Annotated in this window: 24 protein-coding genes; 6 read left to right on the top strand and 18 right to left on the bottom strand. The window is 53.2% G+C overall.

Going from position 1 to position 24,201, the window contains the following annotated elements; all coding sequences use genetic code 11:
* From FJ146_08040 to FJ146_07990, 11 genes are all read right to left on the bottom strand, one after another.
* A partial coding sequence (locus FJ146_08040) for a hypothetical protein (protein ID MBM4251907.1) occupies window positions 1-684 on the bottom strand: 684 nt, incomplete at its 3' end.
* A 9-nt stretch (window positions 685-693) separates the two neighbouring features.
* Window positions 694-1,428, bottom strand: a complete 735-nt coding sequence (locus FJ146_08035) for a hypothetical protein (GenBank protein ID MBM4251906.1) — start codon at window positions 1,426-1,428, stop codon at window positions 694-696.
* Window positions 1,415-2,080: a hypothetical protein gene (locus tag FJ146_08030; protein MBM4251905.1), complete on the bottom strand. Its 666-nt coding sequence runs from the start codon at window positions 2,078-2,080 to the stop codon at window positions 1,415-1,417. The genes FJ146_08035 and FJ146_08030 overlap by 14 nt, the downstream gene beginning before the upstream one ends.
* Before the next feature lie 146 nt (window positions 2,081-2,226).
* Window positions 2,227-3,441, bottom strand: coding sequence for an FAD-binding oxidoreductase (locus FJ146_08025; protein MBM4251904.1), 1,215 nt, complete (start codon window positions 3,439-3,441; stop codon window positions 2,227-2,229).
* Window positions 3,434-4,183 (bottom strand): cobalamin-binding protein, encoded by a 750-nt coding sequence (locus FJ146_08020; GenBank protein ID MBM4251903.1) that lies wholly within the window; start codon window positions 4,181-4,183, stop codon window positions 3,434-3,436. The genes FJ146_08025 and FJ146_08020 overlap by 8 nt, the downstream gene beginning before the upstream one ends.
* A gap of 12 nt (window positions 4,184-4,195) precedes the next feature.
* The gene (locus FJ146_08015; protein MBM4251902.1) at window positions 4,196-4,690 is read right to left on the bottom strand and encodes a histidine phosphatase family protein; all 495 of its coding nucleotides are present in this window, start codon (window positions 4,688-4,690) and stop codon (window positions 4,196-4,198) included.
* A gap of 42 nt (window positions 4,691-4,732) precedes the next feature.
* Window positions 4,733-5,344 carry an NADH-quinone oxidoreductase subunit I gene (locus FJ146_08010; protein MBM4251901.1) on the bottom strand — a complete coding sequence of 204 codons (612 nt, stop codon included), beginning with the start codon at window positions 5,342-5,344 and terminating at the stop codon, window positions 4,733-4,735.
* A gap of 32 nt (window positions 5,345-5,376) precedes the next feature.
* A complete protein-coding gene (locus tag FJ146_08005; GenBank protein MBM4251900.1) occupies window positions 5,377-6,870 on the bottom strand; it encodes a 2Fe-2S iron-sulfur cluster binding domain-containing protein in 1,494 nt (497 codons plus the stop codon).
* Entirely contained in the window at window positions 6,867-8,129 is a 1,263-nt protein-coding gene (gene nuoF, locus FJ146_08000; GenBank protein ID MBM4251899.1) for an NADH-quinone oxidoreductase subunit NuoF, read from the bottom strand. Before nuoF ends, FJ146_08005 begins: the two co-directional genes overlap by 4 nt.
* A gap of 35 nt (window positions 8,130-8,164) precedes the next feature.
* A complete protein-coding gene (locus FJ146_07995) occupies window positions 8,165-8,647 on the bottom strand; it encodes a hypothetical protein (GenBank protein ID MBM4251898.1) in 483 nt (160 codons plus the stop codon).
* The gene (locus tag FJ146_07990) at window positions 8,644-10,386 is read right to left on the bottom strand and encodes an NADH-quinone oxidoreductase subunit D (protein ID MBM4251897.1); all 1,743 of its coding nucleotides are present in this window, start codon (window positions 10,384-10,386) and stop codon (window positions 8,644-8,646) included. Before FJ146_07990 ends, FJ146_07995 begins: the two co-directional genes overlap by 4 nt.
* A gap of 275 nt (window positions 10,387-10,661) precedes the next feature.
* On the opposite strand from FJ146_07990, the gene FJ146_07985 reads away from it, so the two are divergent.
* The 4 genes from FJ146_07985 to FJ146_07970 all read left to right on the top strand — a co-directional run bounded on the left by FJ146_07985 (window position 10,662) and on the right by FJ146_07970 (window position 14,213).
* A complete protein-coding gene (locus tag FJ146_07985) occupies window positions 10,662-11,636 on the top strand; it encodes a hypothetical protein (protein ID MBM4251896.1) in 975 nt (324 codons plus the stop codon).
* Between the two features lie 48 nt (window positions 11,637-11,684).
* The gene (locus tag FJ146_07980; GenBank protein MBM4251895.1) at window positions 11,685-12,068 is read left to right on the top strand and encodes a RidA family protein; all 384 of its coding nucleotides are present in this window, start codon (window positions 11,685-11,687) and stop codon (window positions 12,066-12,068) included.
* A 149-nt stretch (window positions 12,069-12,217) separates the two neighbouring features.
* Complete coding sequence (locus tag FJ146_07975) at window positions 12,218-12,691, top strand: hypothetical protein (protein ID MBM4251894.1); 474 nt, start codon at window positions 12,218-12,220, stop codon at window positions 12,689-12,691.
* Entirely contained in the window at window positions 12,648-14,213 is a 1,566-nt protein-coding gene (locus tag FJ146_07970; protein ID MBM4251893.1) for a hypothetical protein, read from the top strand. The genes FJ146_07975 and FJ146_07970 overlap by 44 nt, the downstream gene beginning before the upstream one ends.
* 10 nt (window positions 14,214-14,223) lie before the next feature.
* Here the strand turns inward: FJ146_07970 and FJ146_07965 are convergent, their stop codons facing one another.
* Window positions 14,224-15,699, bottom strand: a complete 1,476-nt coding sequence (locus FJ146_07965; GenBank protein ID MBM4251892.1) for a lipase maturation factor family protein — start codon at window positions 15,697-15,699, stop codon at window positions 14,224-14,226.
* 148 nt (window positions 15,700-15,847) lie between these two features.
* Here FJ146_07965 and FJ146_07960 point away from each other — a divergent pair, with 148 nt between their 5' ends.
* Complete coding sequence (locus tag FJ146_07960; GenBank protein MBM4251891.1) at window positions 15,848-16,315, top strand: Hsp20/alpha crystallin family protein; 468 nt, start codon at window positions 15,848-15,850, stop codon at window positions 16,313-16,315.
* Here FJ146_07960 and FJ146_07955 read toward each other — a convergent pair.
* From FJ146_07955 to FJ146_07930, 6 genes are read right to left on the bottom strand one after another with little or no spacing between them, the layout of a single operon-like run.
* On the bottom strand, window positions 16,308-17,507 hold the full coding sequence (locus tag FJ146_07955; GenBank protein MBM4251890.1) for an NAD-dependent epimerase/dehydratase family protein: 1,200 nt from the start codon (window positions 17,505-17,507) through the stop codon (window positions 16,308-16,310). The two genes, FJ146_07960 and FJ146_07955, sit on opposite strands and share 8 nt — an antisense overlap.
* Window positions 17,504-18,757, bottom strand: coding sequence for a hypothetical protein (locus FJ146_07950; GenBank protein MBM4251889.1), 1,254 nt, complete (start codon window positions 18,755-18,757; stop codon window positions 17,504-17,506). The genes FJ146_07955 and FJ146_07950 overlap by 4 nt, the downstream gene beginning before the upstream one ends.
* Window positions 18,754-19,995, bottom strand: coding sequence for a beta-ketoacyl-[acyl-carrier-protein] synthase family protein (locus FJ146_07945; protein MBM4251888.1), 1,242 nt, complete (start codon window positions 19,993-19,995; stop codon window positions 18,754-18,756). The genes FJ146_07950 and FJ146_07945 overlap by 4 nt, the downstream gene beginning before the upstream one ends.
* A gap of 31 nt (window positions 19,996-20,026) precedes the next feature.
* Window positions 20,027-20,887 carry a hypothetical protein gene (locus FJ146_07940; GenBank protein MBM4251887.1) on the bottom strand — a complete coding sequence of 287 codons (861 nt, stop codon included), beginning with the start codon at window positions 20,885-20,887 and terminating at the stop codon, window positions 20,027-20,029.
* A gap of 29 nt (window positions 20,888-20,916) precedes the next feature.
* On the bottom strand, window positions 20,917-21,345 hold the full coding sequence (locus FJ146_07935; GenBank protein ID MBM4251886.1) for an acyl carrier protein: 429 nt from the start codon (window positions 21,343-21,345) through the stop codon (window positions 20,917-20,919).
* Between the two features lie 49 nt (window positions 21,346-21,394).
* Window positions 21,395-22,150, bottom strand: a complete 756-nt coding sequence (locus FJ146_07930; protein MBM4251885.1) for an SDR family oxidoreductase — start codon at window positions 22,148-22,150, stop codon at window positions 21,395-21,397.
* Between the two features lie 265 nt (window positions 22,151-22,415).
* Between FJ146_07930 and FJ146_07925 the strand changes: the two genes are divergently transcribed.
* Window positions 22,416-24,197: a hypothetical protein gene (locus FJ146_07925; GenBank protein ID MBM4251884.1), complete on the top strand. Its 1,782-nt coding sequence runs from the start codon at window positions 22,416-22,418 to the stop codon at window positions 24,195-24,197.
* Window positions 24,198-24,201: the final 4 nt, after the last annotated feature.

Here is a 24,201-nt window from a genome sequence, read left to right as displayed (position 1 = left end):
AGTGCCGTTGAAAAGCTGCGCATCAGGTTTTGCCAGCACGATCATCTGGTAGAAAAATGTCGCATCACGGTCGCTCCGCACTGTGTTCTGACTTAGGATATCGTTATAGTCAGCAGCCATTTTCGATGCACAAGATCCTGTGCCCTGATTATCAGAGCACAGATAGATCCCGTAAGTTCCCTCCGGGGAATCTGCCAATGCAATATCAGCTGCAATTCCTGACTCAATACTTGCTACAGAAATTTTCCGACTAGCAACCAAGCTGTTCTTGCCGGCACCACCGCCTACCATCGGTTCGATAGTAAAAAGCATGCTACCTTCGTCTCCGACCAAAGCCTTGATCGCTTCTAAATCACCGCGGTGACATCCGGGCTGCGGAACTACCTCAATTGCAAGCATGCGCGCATTTTTTGCGTTTTCCTTATAGGGAACAGTTTGCAATCCCACATGACTACGCTTGATCTCTGGATAATCAAGTCTCTGCTTTTCTGCAACATCCTTGGAAGACTGCTCATCGGCTGTGCCAGATCCACTCCCGACCTCGCTCGGACCAGAGTTGTCGATTTCTTCTGCCTTTTTATCGCTGGATACACCGGCATTTCGTTTCTTCCCCGATTTCCAAAGATAAAGGGAAAAAAGTAGTCCCACGCACACTAAGATCACGATTTTAACGCGCGAATTCATAATTAACCCCTAATTAGCGTTGATCTTAATGTTGGCAAAATTGGTATATGGAATGATGACCGTCTTGTTTACATTCATTGGAACTGTTGACGATTTATTTGTCGGCGGTGCTAATGAAAGTACATAACCCGTGAGCGGACCCGTGCCAGATTGTGAGAAACAAGCGTTGAACCCGATGATCCCGTTGACAAGAAATGTCGTGGGTTTGCCCGCACTGGCTGCGATAGATCCGTTAAGGGGGAAGCGCCGCGTTGGTTTGCCCGTGCGACTCACTTCGACTATCGGCATCGTACCACCACCACATACCAAACATCCGTTGACTAACGCGGCGGCGTTGAAGCTATATTGAGCAAATTTCGCCGGTTGACTTATAGTACCAAGTGGTGGCGCACACCGGCTCTTAATAACCACATTTTGCGCTACCGAGTTTATCCCCTTATTTATATCAATCCGTAGCTCCGGACAATTTGTGGTGCATTCCGCGCCACTTGCTGATCTTAGGCTGAAGCCCGGATTGTCTGCAGAATACGAGCGTGCCTTCCAAGTGTTTCGCACGAGGTTGAGTAACTCATCCATTTCGCCGCGTAGCTCTACACGGAGTAACTCTTTTTGGGTCGATTGCTCAGTGTTTTTTACAAAGGTCATCATGACGTAGGCCAGGATACCGACAACACCCGTAGCAATCACCAACTCGAGTATGGTAAATGCGCCGTTATCGTCTTTGTGGTTTCTAGAGTGAAACATGAAAACTACCAACGTGAGTCTTCACAGTTTGTTCCTTATTCAGCTTCATGAGCCACTTAGTCATGTAGTAGACTTCGATTCCTTGTCCGGTACCCGTGGCAACATCATTGCAGGTGACCAAGGTGTCCGAACCTATTTTCTTGATATTCACCATGACTTGGACAAAAGCGCCCTTGTTATACGAAATCGTATCCCGGTCGTTCGACTTAAGTTGTGAGGGATTAACGTTTAGCTGGTAACACAAATACAGTCCCGAGGCGTTTGAAGCCGAGGTTCCGTCCAGATTTAGTTTCTTGGTCAAGCAACGACGCACATCTACGTCTCCTGCGGGAAATTTCGAACTGAGGCTAGTTTTATTGGTGCTATCCAAGTTCGCAATGGTACCCACACTAAGGACTCCCAACGTACCCGCGGCTAAACAGCGTCCGCTTACGAACGCCTTAACAGTGCTGGCGATTTGTTCCGCCATGGCCTCGTCTAAAGCCCGGGCTCCGTCGGAGGTTGCAATGACGCGTCTGGCCTTCTGCATATTGCCACCTGCAATGCCAGCAGCGACGATGAGTACACCCAAAATCGCCGCGGCTACGAGCGCCGCCACGAGCGATTCGCCTGACTCTGACCCGCGCTGATTTAGATTTCGGTAAAATGACATAGCGACGAACTCCTCGCGCGACCTAGCTGCACGTCGGGTATATCGGCTATCCGCGAAAAAACCTTAGAGCCCCAAAATTCAGGGCATAAACATCATATTATTGGGTATTTAGGTTTTCCGCGGCAGGTACTTACAAGCTATCGGACCTAGCGGTAGTGCCTAGGATTACATTTGGCGCGTACCAGCTCTGGCACGGGCTTGCCAACCATAATAGCGGCGAGCAGTTTAGCACTGCCGTGGGCCCACGAAAAACCATGGCCTGTGTAGCCTGCACAGGTAAAAATGCTCTGGCTATCGGTAGGTCCTATAAAGGGGAATCCCGTCTTCGAGGCAGCCATAATGCCAGACCAGGAAAAATCCCACTCGATTTCTTCTTCTATCGTGTAGTGCCGCGCCACAAAATCACGTAGTCCCTGATCAACCATGGGGTTAACACTGATATCATAGGTCCCGATTTCGCCGTGTGGCGTATGATTACGCCACCCCCCGATCATAAGTCGGTTGTCTTCGGTCACAATAGCATACTCGTACCCGTGGTCAAAACTATGGGGGTAAGGCACCTTGAATTTCTGCCTTAGGACTTTGCTAGTAATGATCTGACCACGAAAAGGGTCAACCAACCTATGTTTGGCAAAAAAAGGTGAGAGTAATGGCGAGTAAGCATTCGCCGCAATAACGGCCGCATCAGCTTTAATTGCGCCCCAAGGCTCGGTGACTAATGTCACCTGGGAGCCATTTTCCTCCACCTCCTTCACCTTAACGCCGGAGTGATATCTGAGGCCTCGACCAAGACAAATCTTGAGTAGCTCGTTGCGAAACTTTACCGGGTGAGCCTGTGCCGACCCGGGTTCAAAGCGGGCGCCGTAAACATTCCGAAACCCATAACTATTGAGTGTAGACTGCGGTACGTATTCAGAGGCGAATCCATTACGGTTAAGAAGCTCGACTGATTTTTTTACTTCTCCGTCCTCCACTTCGTCGATGGCGATGACTAAATAGCCATCCTGCTTATAATCGACTGGAAGTTTATGTCGCGCCACTGTGTCGCGCACCTGATGACAGATGTCGATCGAAAGTCCCCAGAGCTGCTTAGCGGTATCCTCCCCATAGAGTGCCGTCATGGCAGCCATCGATTCGACTGTGCCGTATAGTATGTGGCCACAGTTACGGAAGCTCGCGGCCTTCTCAGCCTCAAAGTCGAGCAGCGTGATGTCGGTAAAACCTTCCTCTTGCAGCCAATAAGCGGCGCTAACGCCAGTTAGGCCGGCTCCGATGATGACGAGTTCACTGTCGCGCGGTCTCTCCTTCGCCCCCATCAGTAGCGGGGTCTCGAGCCAATACGAATGAGAGTAACTAGACATGGTGTTTCCTCAAAAAACTGAGCGCCTCAAGTGTGCGATATCCGAACCAGGAACATAAACGTCCGTCAATCTTAGTGATACTCTGGCAGTCGACACCATCGTCACCTAAGATCTTGATATGGCGCGTCCTAAAAGCAAACGGCTCACTGCTCAGGAAAATGTGATCCGGACGCAGTGCATTGATTTGCTCGGTGCTGAGTGCTGGATAGCGCTCACTCCCCTGATAAGCATTTTGCCATCCAGCCCACGCTAGAAGGCGCGAAATATACGTATCCGGTCCGGCAATCATGTAGGGGTCCCGCCAAATCAGATAGAGAAAGCGCCGCCGCTCACCTTGTTGGGATACACGATCATTTAGTGCAACTTCAAGCGCCGCAGTCAAAATAGCCGCGGGTCCCGGGCAGCCTAGAAATGTGCCGAGTGATCGTATCATGGGAGGGACATCTGCCGGCGACCGCGGAAATGTCACCAAGGTTGAAACACGGTCCCTCAATGCCTCAACCAGTTCCCGCGTGTTTTCCTCTTGATTGGCCACGACGTGGGTAGGTTGCAATGAAAGCACACGTTCGACGGCAAAATCTTTGGTCCCGCCCACTAAGACTACGTCACGATGAAGGGACGGTGGCTCTACGCAAAATGAAGTGCAGCCCACTAGCTCAGCTCTCAAGCCAAGCTCAACCACAGTTTCGGTCAAACTCGGGACTAGACTGACTATACGACGAGGGACTGGATTTGGGATCAAAGGTGGGTGACCCTAGTGCTTGCCACCGAAGTCAGCAGCTACGCGCCACTCACCGGTGTCATACATAGCCTCAGCCCAGGAATTTGACTTAAGCTCGAGGACTAGAGCCTGCCCTTTGGCAAAGCGAAAGTCCATGCCGGTCAAGACGCTAGCCAGGGCGGAGATGTGAGGGTTGTGACCAATAAGAGCAACGGTCTTGTGCGTCGCCATGTCTTGGGCGCCCACTAAAGCAGCAAGGCTACGGGCATCATCCGTATAGATTTCATGGTGGGATCTAACTTCGGCCCGGTCCCCAAGCCATCCCTGGGCATGCTCCCAAGTGCCTAGGGTACGCGCTGCGTCGCTCACTAGAACCAGACTCGGCAAGTACCCCGCCTCAGCCAACTGCCGCGCCGTGTTACTTGCCTGCTGTTTGCCATGTACCGTCAAACAGCGCTGATGATCCGAAGTCCGAGGACTTTCATCCTCTGCCTGAGCGTGCCTGAATAATATCAACCGAAGTTCCATGAGCAACTAACCCAAATGACTCCATGCAGCCAAAACTTAAGCTTAGTGGTGCCGCATATGTGGTGCGTCTGTCGCAAGAAGATTGTCACCGGATGCTTCGTGATCGACAGTGAAGTGTTTCGTGTTCTCTTCCTTAACGCTGACCACGCCACCGTGCAATTGCCCACGATCGGCTAGGTAGTCTTTTGTGTACACCCACTTGTCGCCAGCCGCACCGGCCATCGCATATTCGGGTCCAAGGCGGATAGCATCAACCGGGCATGCCTCCTCACAAAAACCACAAAATACGCAGCGGAGAATGTCGATCTCAAAACGCACCGGGAACTTCTCAATCTCGTTGGTCGGGTGCTGACCTGCCACGATGTGGATACACTCAGCTGGGCATGCCGTCGCGCAGAGGAAACAAGCCGTGCACCGCACCTGCCCGTCGTCTCGACGCGTGAGAAAGTGTTTGCCCTTAAACCGGTCACTGTAAGTAGCCGGTTGTTCCGGCCACTCAAGTGTGTTGGTCTTTTCGCGACCGGTGATCTGTTTGAGGAAGATAGTCAGCGTCTTCCACATGCCTGAAAAGATCGTGCTGGCATAGCCATAGGCCATTTGGAACAGGTTCTTGTCCTCTGGCGGCGGCGCTACTTTGATAATCCCAGTTGCCATGTCGTACGTCTCCTAGCGAAATACGCCTCTAATTACGCGTGCGCCCAAACCTCGGCCAAGGCCGTCACCACTTCCACTACATCCTTAGCTTCGTCCACGGCGGCGGGGAATGGCTTCGCCAACTCTCCGACCTTGCCCTGGAAGTTGCGGAAGGTGCCTTTCTTCTCGGCAAACCCCTTGAGCGGGACTAGATGACGGAGCCCTTTTACATTGTAGGCAGAACCCGACGTAGTCCAGACCGATACAAATGCTAGCTCAGAAAGTTTCTGGAGTTGACCAGCAAGACTTGGGAACTGGAACTCAATCTCAGGCGCTAAGGCCACGACGACTTTTGCGCCACTGCGCGCTAGGTCCTCAAAGCCGTTTTTAACATCCTTGGGGAGCCCTGCTTTAGCCAAAGCTTCGGATAGACCGAACGTATTAGGATTATGATCGCCGCGGTACAGGAGGCCGTCAAAAGCATCGAGATTTTCTGTCGGTTCGCGCCATTGGAAGACCTTGCTAACACCAAGCTTCTTGACGAAGAAGGCAAACAGCGCATCGTACTCTTCGCAGGTGTACTGCGGGCTAACGAGAAGTGCAATATCGCTAGCTGCTACGCCTTGTAGCTGTAAAGCAAGACTCGCAATGGCCTCGGCCACTGACACCCGTTGGCGTCCACCTTTGCCGTCTGCCGCAACGGCAAAACGCAGCCGCTGATCTTGATTCAGATGCTTGTAGGTTTTGCGGCCCACGTCACACATCCAGTGACCATTGACCTCAGACTCCTGTGGCTTCACGCGGAAGTAGGTGCGCACCTGAGGTTTTCCGTAGACCTTGACATGACACCCAGTGGAACAGCCAGGACAGACCGCCGGCTGATCCTTGAGAAACCACACGCGCTGCTTGAAGCGGAAGTCACGCGAGGTGAAGGCACCAACCGGACAGATATCCACTAAGTTATCTTGGTAGTTGTGTTCGATTTTCTTATCAGGATAGGTGCCAACAACCGCCCTATCACCGCGGTTGAAGATGCCCAATGCACCAGTTTTGGTGACCTCTTGCTCAAACCGCACACAACGGTCACAAAGGATGCAACGTTCTGTATCTAAGACGAGCTCTGAGCCCACGTCCAAGGCCTTTGGCTTCAGCACCTTCGGACGGTCCATCTCACTTTTGTACTTGCCGACTTCCATATAGAAGTCCTGCAGTTTGCATTCACCAGCTTGGTCGCAAATGGGACAATCAAGAGGATGGTTAACTAGGTGAAACTCAAGAGCCCATTTATGAGCTTCTTTGACTTCGGGAAGCAACGTCGACACTTTCATGCCGGGTGTTGCCTGCAAGTTACAGGCAATCTCAAGCTTGGGGCGGTTGTCGACCTTAACTAGGCAGAAGCGACAAACACCGGCGATGCTAAGACCAGGATGCCAGCAAAAGTGTGGGATATAGACGTTATGCTTGTGGGCCGCCTCCATCACAGTCGTTCCCTTGGGGACGGTGATGTCGCGATCATTCAAGTTAAAGGTGACTGTCTCAGTACTCACTTGCTATGACCCCCCGAACCTGCAGCCAGGTATGCTTGCAGCTCGCCACTGAATTTCTGAACGTACGACATGACCGGCATCGCACATGCGTCAGATAAGGCGCAGATGGTTTTACCACCCATATTGCGCGCAACGGATCCCAGACGCGCAATGTTATCTGGCTTGGCACTGCGGTCCATGATGCCATCCATGATGTTGTTAAGCCAGCCAGTGCCTTCGCGGCACGGAGTACATTGGCCACAACTCTCATGAGCAAAGAATTCGATGGTCACTTTGAGCAGTTCAGCCATGCTTTGACGGTCGTCGATCACCATGACCGCACCTGATCCAAGCATCGTGTTACGCTGAGCCATGGCTTCGAAGTCCATAGTCAAGCCTTCACACTCGGCTGGCGTCAGCACTGGTGCCGACGCACCGCCAGGGATCAGCGCCTTAAGTGTACGGCCTGGCTGCATGCCACCGGCTTCGATATTCAGTAGCGATGCAAAAGGATAACCCAGCGGCACTTCGTAAACGCCGGGTTTGTTCAAAGCACCAGAGATGGAAAAGAGCTTAGTGCCTGGACTTTTTTCCGTGCCAAACTGGCGGAAAGCCTTGGCACCGTTGTTGATAATCCAAGGCACGTTGGCCAAGGTTTCGGTGTTGTTGACGATGGTAGGGCGACTCAGATACCCCGAAACCGCTGGGAACGGCGGCTTAACCTTAGGCTGGCCTTTTTTACCCTCAAGCGAACTGATGAGGCCAGTTTCCTCGCCGCAAATGTAGGCGCCGGCTCCCGTGTAATGGTCGAGGTCAAAGTCAAACCCGCTACCAAACAGATTCTTACCGAGCAACCCAGCGTCGTAAGCCTCTTTGATCGCGTTCTCGAGGTAGCGAATCTCCTCTTGGTATTCCCACCGCGTGTAGATGTAACCCTTGTTGGCACCGATGGCATACGCCGCAATGATCATGCCCTCAATCACCTGATGAGGGTTGGTGATACAAAGATAGCGGTCCTTGAACGTCCCGGGTTCACTCTCGTCATTGTTGCAGATCAGGTACTTGGGCCCAGTGATGTCTTTGGGTACAAAGCTCCACTTGAGTCCGGTCAAAAAGCCCGCACCGCCGCGGCCACGCAGTCCCGCTTGCTTGACCTCTTCAATCACTTGCTCCCGGCTCATGCCACCGAGTACCTTGCGCGCTGCGGTGTAGCCGTTCACTTTTTCTACATAGGTCTTAAGTGAATGCTGATCCGGAAGACCTTCCGTCTGAAGAATAATTTTTGGTTTTTGTTCAGCCACTTAATGTCCCCCAATTACTTAGGAAGCGGAGCATATTTAGAGAGAATTGAGTCGATCTTATCGGCGGTGGCATGCTCAATCCGCTCTTTGTTGATGAGCATGACGGGAGCGCCGTCGCATTTACCAAGGCAAGGAAACTCTTCCAGCGAAAACGGACCGTCTTCGCCTAGCTGTGCATCCAGAGCCTTGATACGGTCCTTAATCTTGCAGATCGCATCCTGGGCACCGAGCATGTGGCATGTCAGATTCTTGCAGTAGCGAATCTGATACTTACGCACTGGGTGATCTTTGTAGATATCGTAGAATGTGATCACTTCTTTGACGTGGACCCGGTCCAGACCGTATTTGTGATGCAGCTCCTCAATCTGCGCGTCAGACACCCACCCAGTCTCATCCTGGATCGCATGGAGGACGGGTAGAATGGCACTACGTCGCGTTTCATACCGCGTCAGAAAAGATTCAATCTTGGCCTTCAGAGATTCACTAAATACGCTCATCGGTCGAGCTCTCCCGCGATGATATTAATACTGCCCAATGCGGCAATGGCATCTGCCAACATCTGCCCTTTGAGCATGTCAGGAAACGCCTGGAACAATGCAAAACAAGGAGGACGGCACTTGACCCTGTAGGGACGGCCGCTGCCATCAGAGACGACGTAGAAGCCTAGCTCCCCATTCGCCCCTTCGTGAGCCCGGTAAATCTCACCCGCCTTCGGCTTAACTCCATGGATGACCAGCATGAACTGGTTCATCAATCCCTCAATGTTGCCATATACGTCACCCTTGCGCGGCAGGCGTATGGACGGATCGTCCACGGAAATCGGGCCGCTCGGGATATTTGGCAGTAGCTGCTTCAGGATCCGACAAGACTGTCGGATCTCCTCCATCCGCACCATATACCGCGCATAACTGTCACCACGGTCACCGACGGGTATATCGAAGTCCACCTGATCGTAGCTATAATATGGATCCCAAACGCGCGTATCGACAGCAGCACCGGCAGCGCGCAGACAAGGACCGGTGAAGCCCCAGTTGATGGCGCTCTCGGCATCTATAGGCGCTGCTCCCACCATCCGTCGGACAAAGATACGGTTCTTGGTGAGCAGTAAGTCGAGCTCGTAGTGCGATTTTTCAATGTCTTCAATAGTCTTGATAGCCTGCTCAACCCAACCAGCAGGTAAGTCAAAACCCATCCCGCCAACACGCGCCAAAGATACCGTCAGACGTGCGCCGCAGAGCTTCTCGAAGAGATCGTACACGCGCTCACGCGCCTGAAATCCGAGCCAGAAGTTGGTGAGTGCACCGAGGTCCACGGCGTTGGTCGAGATACAGACAAAGTGATCTATGATCCTGGAGAATTCGTCCAAGATCATGCGGAGAACTTGAGCTCGCGCCGGAACTTCGATGCCCAGCATCTTCTCAACTGTACGGCACCAGGCGTGATTGTTGATCGGCGCCGAGCAGTAATTCAGACGATCTGTATAGGGAATGATCTGATTGTAGTCGTGGCTTTCACACATCTTCTCAAAGCAACGGTGCAAATAGCCAATCTCAACATCCACGTTCTCAATGGACTCGCCCGACATGACGGCCATGAAGCGCAGCGTACCGTGGGTCGCAGGGTGAGCGGGGCCGATGTTGATCCAAACCCGGTCGGAGAGGTAATCCGTCTCCTCGGCCTTCATCCTGGCGCGATCTTTAGCGAAGGTGTGATCGATCGGCGTCGTCAGTGACTGATTACGATCGGCTGGGTAGTCCTTACGCAAGGGATGGCCGACAAAGTCCTCATGGCATAGGATACGCCGTAAATTCGGGTGGCCATCAAACCGCACACCGAAAAGGTCGAACGCCTCGCGTTCAAACCAATTGGCAGCACGGTAAACAGGTGTCACAGATGGTACAGCACCACCCTCTGCAACCGCAGTCTTGACGCGCAGGCGACGACGGTTGACGTGATCGGCAAAGTGGTAAACTACGTCGAAGCGACGATCGCGCTCAGGATAGTCGACACCGCACACGTCCATGAGGAACGGGTAGTGTTTTTTCAGCTCCTTGGCGACATCGAGGACCGAGCTGGGTGCGACTAATAGGGTGTCCTCGTCAGCATGTTCGGGGTTGGCGACAAATTTGACCCCGGCATTGGGAAGTTTGGCAGCAATCTCCTGCCCCAACCCGGCATTGAAACTCGGGGTGGTTGGCACAGTAGCTTCAGTCATCAGCTTGGAACTCCCGCTCATAGTCTGGGTCGAATCAAATATAACCCAGTCATTTTAGCAACTTCGAGCAATTAAACGGTAACATTGAGCCGTGGGGCAAGCAAGATTAAAGTACGCTCCGGCCCCAGTTGTCGCTGCGAGACGTGCTGCGGCGGTGGTGCGGGAGAGCCCTTTCTCTTGCTGACTCAACATTTGCACAGTATTTCTAGCAGGGCTAAAACTCAAGGGCGCAAGTCGAGTCGGCAGCAACTTTTTTATTTCGTGCGCTCCTCCCTGAACCACTAAGGAGACCTCTGGTGGCCTCTACATCAAACTTTCGCGATTACCCGATGGGCCCACATCTGCGGCAATATATGGGAATCGACGACGCGAGCTATACGGGTCACCAGCGCCAGGATCGTCCGAGCGCCGACGAGTCATCCGCTCTGGAAGCTTGGCTCAGTTCTGCTTGCCGCACCCGCGCGCCCTTGGGGGGCGATGCACTGATTGACCTGCTGGACGAGCTGGTAACGATGGACTTGCCGCGCGCAGCCCTGGTGCTCGCTGATGCACACCCTGAGGAGCTGATCGCATCGGATTTCCGCGCTCGCTTGGCTCTGGGGGTGGCAGCGATGCTGTGTGCTGACTATGGCGTCGCTGAGGATCATTTGCGGGCAGCGCAAGCCTTGATTCCCGCCGAACCGGCACCTTACGTCAACCTAACCCAAATTTACCTGGAGCAGGGCGAGTTAGCGGCGGCAGAGACTTGGTGTACAGCCGGTCTGGATGCTGAGCCTAACCACTTCACCCTCTGGGATCTCTTGGCCGAAGTGTGGCGCGATCAGCACGGCGAATACCTGCCGGAATACCTGATGGCTTTTGCTGAGAAACGCTGCTCTTGGGCGGGTTTGGCGCTGGCCGCTAACCTGACCACAACTGGTGATCGTTACCTTAAGGTCAATCTGCTTGAGCGCATCTACCAGCAGGGCGAACGCGACCATCAGTTCCTTATCGAGCTGACCGGCGCCTACGGCGTCGCTGGCGATTTCGGCAAGATTCCGTCGTTGGTTTGGCAGGCCGAACGCCTTGCGAGCAAGGGACTTCCCTGGCAGCTCCACCTGCACGGGGCCCAGGCGCACTTAGCCTTGGCCCAGCGCGACGAAGCCCTAGCGAGACTTGCCAAAGTCGCGGCCGATGCCAACCTACCCGACGAGGCTAGATCTGCCATCGACGAGCTGACCGAGGAGGCGCAAGCGCTCGCTCCCAAGACCGACGCTGACGCCTTGCATTGATTAGTTAATTTTGCCACACTTTGGATTCCATCAATCCGGAGTTGCAAGATGACCAAAGCCATCGTCGAGACCAAGCTCGCACCCGCTGCAATCGGCCCCTATTCTCAGGCCGTTCGTGCGGGTTCCCTTTTATACGTTTCAGGCCAAATCCCCCTCGACCCTCAGACTGGGGAGCTCGTCGGCAGTGACATTGAATCACAGACGCGTCGGGTTTTGGACAATCTTGCTGCGATCCTCAAGGCGGGCAGTAGTGGGCTTGAGCACGTTATCAAAACAACCATTTATTTGCAGGATATGCAGCAATTTCAGAAGGTCAACGAGATCTACGGGAGCTATTTCAAGCCGCCCTACCCAGCTCGTGCGACGGTCGAAGTGGCACGTCTCCCAAGAAATGTCCAAGTCGAGATAGACTGCATTGCTCAAGTTGTTTAATCAGCTTGCCGATTGAGTAGGCATAACTGACCCTCAGGAATCTTCTGCTGCTGAAAAAAAAGTCAGGCAGGGATTGGAATGAGCAAATGGGCTATGGTAGCATTAAGTTAAAGAGATAAACAGTTGATCGTTTGCAAAGGGTGTCTCAGGTGAAATCCTCGGTCAAAAAACCAAACAGCTGGACGGTGCGCATGCTCCTGGGCGCTGCTTTGGTGGTACCGATCCTGGTGACCAAGATGTCGCCAGCGGGATTTACCAGGCAAGAGCTAGCGTCTCATGTCGAGATCGATGGGATTAACTACGGCACTTTTGATATGATCGATGGCTTGTCGGAAATACCGGCCGCTGGTGCACCTCAGGACAATAGCATCCACAAGGTGACTTTCCGTCGCGACTTCGTCACTGATCCATCGCTCTACTTGTGGGCTAAGAACGTGATGCACGGCCGGTCCGATCTCAAGAACGTCAACGTTGTAATGCGTGACCGAGACGGCGAGGAAGTATCAAGATACGTACTGCGCATGTGTCAGCCTCTCTCGTGGACTGTGGAAGCAGCGAATCCGGCTCTAGGCGGTTTTCATGAAAAGATCGACATGGCGGTTCAAGAGATCGCGGTTTTCTGACCCTTCGTTTGTGCGTCATGATCTGCCGTTCCTCTGTACCATGGCGACTATTCTTATTGTCGCCAGTTGTCAGTTGAGTCGGCGCAGTGATGGCGAACCAAGTCAGATTGCAACAGAGGGCGGCGGCCTAAGTCTTTCCGCGGCTTCGGCCCCCCTACGCGTCAAGCCCCCATTGATGCCTGAGGATCCAACGCCGCTAAATCCGCAGTTGATGATCTCAGTAACGCGCCAAATAGGTAGCCACACGCATGTGCCCTACTATGCACGTGTTCCAGATTGTACAGCCTCGCCTGAGGCTAGCGTCGTCCAGTTCTTCACGATTTTGAAATCTGATTTCGGCCAGCATCCAATTCAGCTTATTTTGCGCGGCGAAGGACTGGGGGAAGCCATCCGCGTCGATGCCGAGAATTACCGGATGAGCTTTGCCGTGACAGCCCCAGTTAAGTCAGCCTTGGTCAAACAGATTTGTGGGGCTACCAAAGACGGCAGTCCTCACATCACTCCTGAGCCAAGCATTATGGCAGAAACTGAGACCTGGCTGCGCCACATTGCGCCCGACTGCACCGAGATTCAGCCTGTGCTTGACTCCTCTGATGCACGGATGGTGAGCAACGAATATCTGCGACCAGGTCAGTGGTATTGTCAATTGCCTGAGGCGACCCCAACCAACGCTCTGGCAGAGCTAGATACGATAAGAACCACTATGATCAGGCGCTGGACGCGCCAGCCTTACCTTCTAGCACGTCGTTTGGCGGTTGGAGCGGACTTAGCTCATGCCCTGATGGCTAAAGACCCTGAACGTGGGCTTGACGTCTTTTGCCGCGTCGTCAAAGGCTCGCTCCCAGCCGAACTACCGGCCACTTTGACCTCGAAAAGATGGCAGTATGCGGTATGCGATCACCCGGATGACCATCGCATCCATGCAGCGCGCTTCGGCCTCTTGAAAACCGTGAGCGAAGTCAGTTTCATGCGCCAACTATTCGACCGCACCAGTCGCCTTGGCTACTTGACGCTCAAGCTTCCCATTCCGGAGCAAGCAGGGCGGGACGTACTCGTGACATTGGCGCCACTAGGCGAGGTCACGGATAACGTCGCCCGCGAGACTACGAAGATCTGGCTAGGCGAGGAGACCAAGGGCAAAGTCAATCTTGATGCTGAATCGCCGCGCTCCTGCTGGCATCCCATTTACGGCGAAGATGCTGGACTCATGCGACTCGCCAGGTACCTAACTCTCAGTGGCCAAACACTTAAGGTTGCCTGCGAGGAGTCAGATCCCATTCGTGAGAATAGTTTGACACCTGCTCGCTATTTTGCCGAGAGCATTACCAGCGAAACTGAGTTTGTCGCCACCAACGGTCACGCCAAGATGCTGCGCCTCCCTATAGGGCGCTACGCTTACAAGCTACGCATACTTCCTGAAAATCTCGAAGACTGGGATGATGCATCGCAGGTTGCCGAAGGTGCGCGCGGAGAAATTGAATGGGACGCAAAGAGGCCGCGCCAGGTGATCAGTCAGTGGTGAGTATTAAAGCCTAGGGTAACCAGCCTAGTTGCCGCAGGAGCCCTGCAAATTCTGGATCAGCCAGCGACAGCGGCGGCAGGTAGGCGTCGCTATGACGTCGTTTCCACCACAATATACGGCCGTCGTCGTCAGGCTCTAGGGCGTCGGTGAAATGGTATTCGTAGCGCTCGATACGAATAAATTTCGGCGCCCGATCAGGAAAAGGATTATGCGCGAGTAGTCCCAATGTGCCTGCATCATTCTGCAAGAGTTTGGCTACCAAGTTTAAAGTCCATGGGTGATCCCAATATGGGGTCATCGCTGCAAACCAAATCTGCCAGTCCAGTTTGAAGTAGTAGGGCGAAATCTGCTGCGGCATCCGGGATATATCACCTGGCTTCCGTTTAAACTCGTAAGCTCGCCAACGGCTGTTCGCAACAGGCACATCATCATCGGTACCTTCAATCACTAATTCATACCGAGTGCGCGTTACACTACCGAATGCTCCGTAGGTATTAACGAGATGCAAGGGATCGAAACTTGCGTTCATTTGCTGCTCTCGCGCCAGCAGATTTTTAAAAGGCGCATAGCTAAGCACCAAGATTAAAGTCGCTACCACCGGCACTAAGCATAAATGAAACCAACGCACATACTGGTGCATGGAACTTCTAGCCGTGACTCCAAGGCGCATCAGGGCTTGGTCATCCAGACAGCCAAAACAAAGCACCAGAGTCATGAAATTAAGCCAAGCAAGATTGCCCGACAAAAGTAGTACAAATTGGAAGAACGCTGTCATCACCAGCGCCGGCCACCGAATCACAGGGGGAAAGAAAAACCCGAACGGCACGATGATTTCAACAAAATGCGTAAAACCAACTTCGATCTTGTGGAGCCCGGAGGGTAAATGATGAAAGAACCAGCTCAGAGGATTCGGTAGAGGTTGCGTCTCATAATGGTAGTACATACAGGTAAGGTCTAACCAGCAACTGTCTCCCCGCACCTTGATCATGCCCGCACCGAACATCAGCCTAAACAGCAACCACCTAAAGAGCCATGGCATCACGGCTGGTGCCGCTACAGAATTTGGTCCAAAAAAGATCGCCAAGAAGCCAACTTCAAGTATCAGCATCTCCCAGCCAAAGCCCCAAAACGTTTGCCCGGCATTGACGAATGACAGATAGCACAGCCATAGCGTCGCCCACCCAAGTAGCGAAAGCCAAATCCTACGGCCATCAAATAAACCAAAAATAGCTGCGAGAGAGAGCAAGATACCAGCGACAGCTACACCGTAAATCACGGGATTCGATGAGTTTAGAAAGAAAAGAGTCGGCGTGTCTCCGAAGTTGGCACGCGCTAAAAAATGACGCATGGGCAGCAGGCCATACTCACCCACTAAGGCCGGCGCCTGATGAAATGCAATTAAGAAAGCGTTTAGGTACATGAGGCTAAGCAGGCGTTTCGTCCAGCGCCTAACGAGGTACCAATTCTGTGTCGTGGCGCTCAGCAAAACTATCCCCACATATCAATCCAAAACTAGCACCTAAACATCCCCTCACAATCATCATACCTTGACACTTACGAAATCGTACTCACATTAAATTCAGAGGCAGGTAGCTGCCGCCTCAGTTCAGAAATAAAAACAAAGGAGATTAATTATGTTAACCGTTTTCGATAGAAACCTCGAACCCCGCCGTTTTGCTAACCTGCGCCCATGGTTTAACGGTCTTGACGATTGGTTTACGGATGACTGGCGCGTTGCCGCCCGTGAACGAGCCACCGGCTACAAGCAAACGCCCCGGGTGCAAGTCGACGAAGACGAAACTAAGTACACCCTCAGCCTTGAGATCCCAGGAGTCAGTCGCGACAACATCACGATTGAGCTGACGGCCAATAACCTGGTCGTTACTGGCGAGCGCAAGCACGATGAGGGCGATGCAAGTGGCAGTTATACGAAATTTGAGCGCACATTCACGCTCCCTGATGGCGTTAAGGCCGAGGATATTAGTGCTGATCATCGCGATGGTGTACTCAGACTTTTTGTCCAAAAACCCGTCGCAGCAAAGCCCGTGAAGATTGTTATAGGTGAGGCAAAGGCGGAGAAAAGCTGCTGCGCAACTACATAGCCCGATTAAACTTAGCTGGTAAGTAGTACGAGTACTCTGGCAGAGGCAATCTTTTGCCCCAACGCGTCGCTACGCAGAAACTCAGTATCTCTTGTTTGTAATCTTGCCAATCAGGAGGTCTGATACCGTGCTTAGCGAGCACTGCCAGAGTTTTACTTGAATCAAACCTTAAATTCGTCCCACGCAGATAAGGGAAGTAAGGTTTAGCGGCTTCAACCAAGGCCCAAAATTGCATCGGCAAAAGGCCAGCTACAGGCGTCCGCGCCAACATCTCAAATAACCAAAATGGAATTGTTGGCCGCCTTTTAAGCCCAGCGATTTCGTAGGTATCGTGCAAAATATCGCGGATGCGGATTTCATGACCAAGGCCGGCCGTCAGTAAAAAGGTCTCACCTACCCCCTCTGGGACGCTCATCAAAGTCACGATACTGTCAGCCACAAAGTCGACTGGTACGATATCCAAGTAGGCCTTGGGATTGCAGACGAGAAAAGGTAGGAGATCCTTCGCCAAGAGCAAAATAGGCCAGTAGAGCACCCTAAAGTTAGGTGTGTAACCGTTGTACGAGTGGCCAACGACTATCGAAGGACGATAGATACACACTGGTAGACGCTTAGCGTATTGGCGCACTAAGGTTTCTGCTTCAAATTTACTTTGCTCATAATAATTTGCGAATGTCTGACCGCGTTCGAAATCACTCTCTGTAGTCACACCAGGTTTGCGCCCGCAAACATAGGCGGTCGACACATAGTCGAGACGCTGCAGTCTACCATGGCGATAGAGCTCATCGGCGAGCTGCAGCACGTGCAAGGTGCCCTCGGTATTCAGATGGCGTGCCTGCTCCAGACTACCACCCAGATCGGTATTAGCACCACAGTGCAGGATTTGCATAACCTGCTCACGACACAAGGCAAGTGATGCCTCGGAAAGTCCACAACCACTCTCGGTGAAATTGCCGCAGATCCCAATGACACGGTTGCGCAATTCATTAGCGCGCCAAAGCGGAAACATCTGCCGCAGCAGCAGATCCACTTGAGGCGAGGCGTCAGTGCCATCCTCCGATGGCAGTAACAAGTAAATCCGATCAACATTGATCTTATCTACTAATCGTGCCAACGTGGCCTTACCGAGGAAACTATTAATCCCGGTGATCAAGACATTAGTGTCGCCACCTGCAGTTGCCGCACCGTTCATGGATCCTCGCGTTTCACCACGATGCAACTATATTCACCCCAAGCGCTGGTACGCAGCAAGAGCACGTACGGTTTAGTTTGGTCAATTTTTGCCCCAAATCTTGATCCGGGCACAGCTACACTGAGGGAGGCGGGCACAGCACCAGCTTGATAAATCTCGTTCAAAAAACCAATTTCCATGAGACCGCCAGCCTCTAGGAGATTGCCCCACAGCTTGCTTGGCACCGCCAAGGCCGGGGCCTCAGTGACTCCAGCAAAAAACTGCTGCAGGGCATTAAGCTCGGCCAAATCAAGATCCGTGATACCAGCAGCGCCACTCACGACTAGACCGACGTCCGCTGGAGAAATCCCAGCTTGCTCGACCACCTTGTGTAGCAGCCTAAGTATGGATCGGCCGTCGCTATGAAAATGCTTTGGTCCCAGTCCATCACTAGTCACAGCGCCACCAACCAACGTCGCTAACACTGAAGCACCACGACAACGCGCTTGCTCCCGTCGCTCGATGGCGACAAAGGCGGCCCCATCAGCGAGAACCATGCCAATCGTCTCAGGATCTAAGCCAAAGGGGACCGTTTCGTAGTTCTTATTGGGTACTCCCCTCTGGGTTAATCCGTGCTTGGTTAACATGGCGAGGTAAATTGGATCGGTGGGAAACGCGAATCCACCAGCAATAGCCAGGTCAATTTTGCCACGCTTGAGGCGCTGCATCGCATTGATCACTGCCAACTGACCCGCGACAGCGGACGCCATGTAACTTGAGTTGGGGCCACGCGCGTCCATAAGGAGCGAGGTATAACAGAGCACATTATTGGTCAGCCCTGTCAGCAAGGTCACAGGTCTTGCTTCGTGACTTAGACGCGCAAACGTCGCCAAGTCATAACTCCCATCCCCCTTGTGTGATGCAATGATCGCCTCGCGGTAGGCATCATTGTCACTGGCACAAGGTGACGGCGATCCGACGTAAACACCAATGCGCGCGGCGGGATAATCACCGATATTGAGTTTGGCATCATCGAGAAGCACCGAGACACCGGCCATACCTACACTGTCGGAGTGGGAAATACTCTTCAAATGCCGTTTGTCACGCATGAGCGGCATCGCTTTAAACCCAGCCAAACTGTAGTCTTTTTGCTGCCGCTGATCAGGTTTAGCCGTCATACACTCTGACAGCCTGGTACGTCCCGTAGCTAAATTGGTTAAGGCGCCAAGCCCAGTAATGACTAAATCTTGACCGCTCATACCACCTTTCATACCGTCCCCCTACCAGCGATCAGAGCTGTATTAGAGCCGCCAAAGCCGACCGAATTGGACAGTGCATAATTCATGGGATGCGAGCTAATCTGAGGCGGAGTCAAGTTAACGCGGCAGTCAGGATCCGGGTTGAATAGGTTGATCGATGGAGGCAGCACTTGGTGCTCGAGAGCCTTCACACAGAAGGCAAATTCGATGGCACCAGCAGCAGCAATCATGTGACCAGTCATACTCTTCGTAGAGCTGACATAGGTTCGTGGTGCAAATTCACCAAACACTTTGGCAATTGCCAATGCCTCGATGCGGTCATTGAGTTGCGTCGAGGTGCCATGAGCGTTGATATAACCAACTTCAGCAGCGGTAATGCCAGCATCATCAAGTGCCATTTGCATGGCCTCGACCGGCCCAGTACCCTCGGGATGAAGATCGGTGATCCGGTAGGCCGACTCGGTCACGCCGTAACCACACACCTCACCCAAGATCGTGGCGCCGCGGGCTTTGGCATGCTCTAGCTCTTCAAAAACAAAGACGCAGGCACCTTCACCAAAGACGAATCCATCCCGATCACGATCAAAGGGCCTGGAAGCTGTCTTGGGAGAGTCGTTGCGTTTTGACAAGGCTCCGAGGAGATTGAAGCCCGTGTGATAGAAGGGACTGATCATCGAATCTGTCCCACCAGTTAAGACTAAGTCGACATCGCCGGACAAAATTTGATCGTAAGCTTCGCCCATGGCCTGACCAGAGGATGCACAGGCAGTATGGACTGAGGTAATACCGCCACCTGCCCCCATCAACCGTCCCAGTATGGACGACATTTGATCGGGAAAGAGATGAATGTGTGGGATGAGACTTGGATCATCAAACTTTCTCTGTAAATGCACTTGGTCGTACCAGGACAGCTGGGGGCACTGCAGGCCAACGCCAAAACAAACCGAGGTGCGATCGGATACAGGTCCGGCAATTGGTATGTGAGCTTGCTCCAGGGCCTCTTTCGTCGCATTGATCGCAAACGCACAAATATCGCTCATATGGGGAACTTCGTGCATCAGCACAAGATCCTTGGCCAACTTGAATCCATCGACCTCGTAAGCCATCTGAACTGGAAATTGACGCGCATCAAAGCGCCTCACCGGCCCCGCTACGGAGATCCCTTCGACCAGACCGTTCCAGGTGTCCTGCATCGATAGTCCAAGGGGTGTTACAGCTCCGATACCTGTGATGACGACACGACGACGCAGCGACTGTTTTTCAGAGTTGGTTTGCATAGCCCTACCCAGTTACATCGTAGATGAATTCGCTCCGCAGGATCCTCTTGCCGTCCTTGAGTAGTTCGGCAGTGACGTCACCAAGTCGTCTGCCGCTGACTGTGCGGACACCGGCGCTGGTTAGGATCACTTCCGTGATATCTCCTGGAGCAACGAAGGTTCTGATCTTAAGTCTCTGCATAGCTAGCAAGGTCAGCTCTTGATCGTCTTTCAGTGCAAACAAGCGCCGAGCACCCTGGCCCAACATCTCGGTCAGGATCACCACGGGCGTCACTGGAAACCTGGGAAAGTGATCGGCGTAAAAGGGTTCGTCACGACTGAAAAGGTGCCGCGTGTGAATCCGCCGCCCCACATCCACGCTAAGCACCTCACCGACTAGGTCGGCAAAGGGATAGGCTGGACCGTCAGAACCAGGCAAGATAAGCCCCCCGTTGGTTAAAGCCTGATAGCGCGCTTTAGTTACTTCGGGATCCTCGAGCTCAGCAAGTGGCATGAACATACCACCACAGTCACTCAGGCGTTGCACCACGACACCATTGACCAATGCCTCGGCGCTAAACCGGAATGCATCCTGGCCTAAATCGTGAATGGTCGCGCGGAGCTCAACCCGCGAGCCTATGGGTACGAGTCCCTTTGATTCGATGCTGTCAACAAAGAGAAATACGGGACGCGCCGTAAAATTATTCTCCTTGAGACAGTACCAGGAGGCTAATTGACCAAGGGCTTCAAAAATTGCACCGGGAGCAACATGGGCCTGCTCCTTGCGTAACGGATATCGCAATGGTTCAGTGATGGGAAAGTGCCTGTATCCAACTATAGACCCTTCACCAACTTCAGTAATTGCGTCCACGAACAAGAAGCGCATCCTGTACTCCCGGCGTCAAAAAATTACGGTCAGAGCGAAACAGGTTTCTCAGTGCCGAGCCCCGTCAACACCGCGCCCCCTCCAGTTAACTGTTCTTCCACCATACGCACGAAGGTTTGGACGGTAAACAAAGTCGGGATTTCACGGAGATGGAGTCCTGAGCGGAAAGCCTCAGCTTTGACTTCCGGCAGCATGGCTTTCAGGTTTGTAAGACCTGCGTCGGTAAGGCGACCCTCGACCGCAAACTCGGCGTCACTCAACTGACCACGAGCTTTCTGCTCAATCTCACCGCGTGGGAGCTTAATGTTAAACTCTTTTTCCAAGCGAAACATGATATCGAGAAAGTCGATACTTTCTGCACCCAGGTCAGCCATCAAGTTGGCTTGGGGCTCGACCTGCTCGAGATCCACATAAAGTGCGTCAGCAATTACGGCTCGTACGCGGTCCAAATTGTTCATCAGACTCTCTCCTATGTCATAGTTAAACAGTCCCAGGTTGGGACACGAATCACACGATTAATCCACCATCGACATGAATCACGGATCCCGTGATGTAGGATGCAGCCTTGCTACTCAAAAATTTCACGACGGCTGCCACTTCGGCGGGCTGCCCATAACGTTTGAGGGGGATTCGCTGCAAAATCTCGTCACCAGCAAGAGCGCGCACATCTTTGCTCATGTCAGTTTCGATCATACCTGGCGCCACACAGTTGACGCGGATATTTCGGGGAGCAAGTTCAATTGCTAGAGCCTTGGTCATCGCCTCAATGCCACCCTTAGATGCTGCATAGTTGCAGTGGCCGCGCCCTGGCCGCGTGGCAACGAGGGAGGAGATATTGATGATCGATCCCTGCCGCCGACGCATCATAAAGCGCGAGGTTATGCGACAGAAGTGGAAGGCCCCACTAAGATTTGTGGTCAGCACGTCGGACCACGATTTGTCTTCCATGGTCATGATCAAACCGTCGGCAGTGATACCTGCGTTGTTGATGAGCACATCGATACGACCGTGCTCTTTCTCGACCATAGTGACCGCTTCATCGACTGCCTTTTCGTCGCGCACATCGACCTGCAAAGCCTGCACACTCAGCCCTTGATCACGCAGAGAGCACTCCAGAGTCCTGGCGGCGTCACTTCCGTGGACGTAGGTGAACACCACCTTGGCTCCACCGTGGGCGAAGGCCTCGACCATGGCTCTACCGATGCCACGACTACCACCGGTGATGATGACGACCTGTTCGGAAAATTCTAGCTTGTCACTCACAATGACCTCCTGGGGCGTCGGCGTCTGGGGTCGCGCAACCTACGGCTCTCGTATCTAGTAAACTAACGGCTTAGATGTGCAGAATTCATGCCAAATCCAGTAATGACTTATGGGTACCTAACATACCGAATTTAGTTACTGTGTGCGTCCTTACGTCACATAGCTGACTGCCAAAGTTGGCGGGGACTAGATTTTTTAACTGCCAAAATTGGCAGGCCATGATACGAGTATATGTTTAGTTCTAAAAAGTGCACGCGGAGCAGCGTTGGAAACCACCCCCTTATCGCCATCTGAAATCGTTGATTCGCCCCTGGGGGGGGCCTCCAGCATTGCGGGAGGGCGCTACGAGCTGCAGGAGCTGATAGGGCGCGGCCCACTTGGTCTCGTTTACCGCGCCATCGATCAGGAACTGGAGCGACCGGTCGCGATCAAGTGCATTTTTGACACGGGCCTTCCTGACCTCAGAAGTCGCGTCCTGGCGGAGGCCAAGGCACTTGCTGCGGTCAACGACCAGCATGTGGCTAAAATTTATGATGTCTTATCTGACGATGACCGCGTCTTTATTGTTACCGAATGGTTTGAGGCCAAGCACCTTTCTGATGTGCGTTTACCGCTCGCACCGAGTGTCGGCATCGCCTTAATGATCCAAGTATACGAGGGGTTGGCAGCCGCTCACCAAGTCGATCTACCGCACCGCGGCTTGAGCGCCGACCAGGTTTTGGTCGGGCAGCAGGGACAGGTCAAGCTCATTGGCTTTGGTGGCACATGGCAGAGGATATCTGCCAACAGCGCACGAACTAATAAGCAGCAGCGGAGTGGCGATCGCAGCGTAGCGAGTACCGAGCAACTGGACTGCGCAGTGAGGAACGATCTCCAAGCTGCGGAGCACCTGATGCACACGGTCGGCGCCACTCTACTCGGTAGAGCAAGTAGCAGCGCTGCGATTATGGCCAAGGACCTGCGCATCCTCCTCGCAACTCTAACCGATGAGGATCCGGCGACACACATCCGGCGCAATCTTCGTGCTCATGAGTCGCGGCGATCGCCACCGTCTTCCACTAAGGGTGTCGATCAACCACTGCTGCCTCCGGATCGGCTGATGGTGGGTCATTCCCCAGGCCTGCTGGCGGTTTACCAACTGATCACACGACTGGCACCGGTTAATGTGGCAACCCTGATCACGGGCGAAACCGGGACCGGCAAGGAGCTGGTTGCACGCGAAATCCATCGTCTATCTGGGCGTGCCGCGGGACCGCTGATCACTGTAAATGCCGTCGCCATGCCGGCCAGCTTGGTCGAAAGTGAGCTCTTTGGCCACCGTCGTGGCGCGTTTACTGGCGCGCAAAATGACCGCGTTGGTCTCATAGAGAAAGCTGACGGCGGTACTTTATTTTTGGATGAAATCGGTGAACTTTCACCCGAAATCCAAGCCAAACTACTGCGGGTACTGCAGGAGCGCAGCTTCACGCGGATTGGTGATAATACGCCGCGCCACAGCGATTTTAGATTGGTGACGGCGACGCACCGTAATTTACCAGAGTTGATTGCTAGCGGTAAATTCCGCGAAGATCTTTATTACCGGATCGCCGCAGCGAACATTCAGATGCCACCGCTCAGGGAGCGACGTGAAGACATTGCTCCGCTCGTGTTACATTTTCACCGCCGCTTCACCGAAGAGCATGGTCTAAGTCCAAAGCGCTGGTCAACGAGCGCCCTTCATTTTCTAAGCGATCTGCCCTGGCCCGGTAATATCCGCCAACTAGAACACTGTGTCCGCCGCGCGCTTGTGATGTGTGACGGTCCTTTAGTGCAGCCGAGTCATCTGGATGGTGAATTAGGCGGTGATCTAAACGCGGCATGGAAATGCATCGATGAACTTCAGGCCGTGACACAACCCACTCTAGACGAAGCCAGAAATGCCTGGATGCGGCGTTTTCTGCAACGAGCCTTAGCTAAGCACAATGGCCGTCGCAGCGACACTGCTAAAGCCCTTGGTATCGGTGAGCGCACGCTTTTCCGTTACATCGAACAATTTGGCATCACCTAGCTTC

This window comes from Deltaproteobacteria bacterium (assembly GCA_016874735.1).
Classification (GTDB): Bacteria; Bdellovibrionota_B; Oligoflexia; order Oligoflexales; family CAIYRB01; genus CAIYRB01.
The sequence above is the reverse complement of the archived record's forward strand: the minus strand, read 5'-3'. Positions and strand labels throughout refer to the sequence as shown.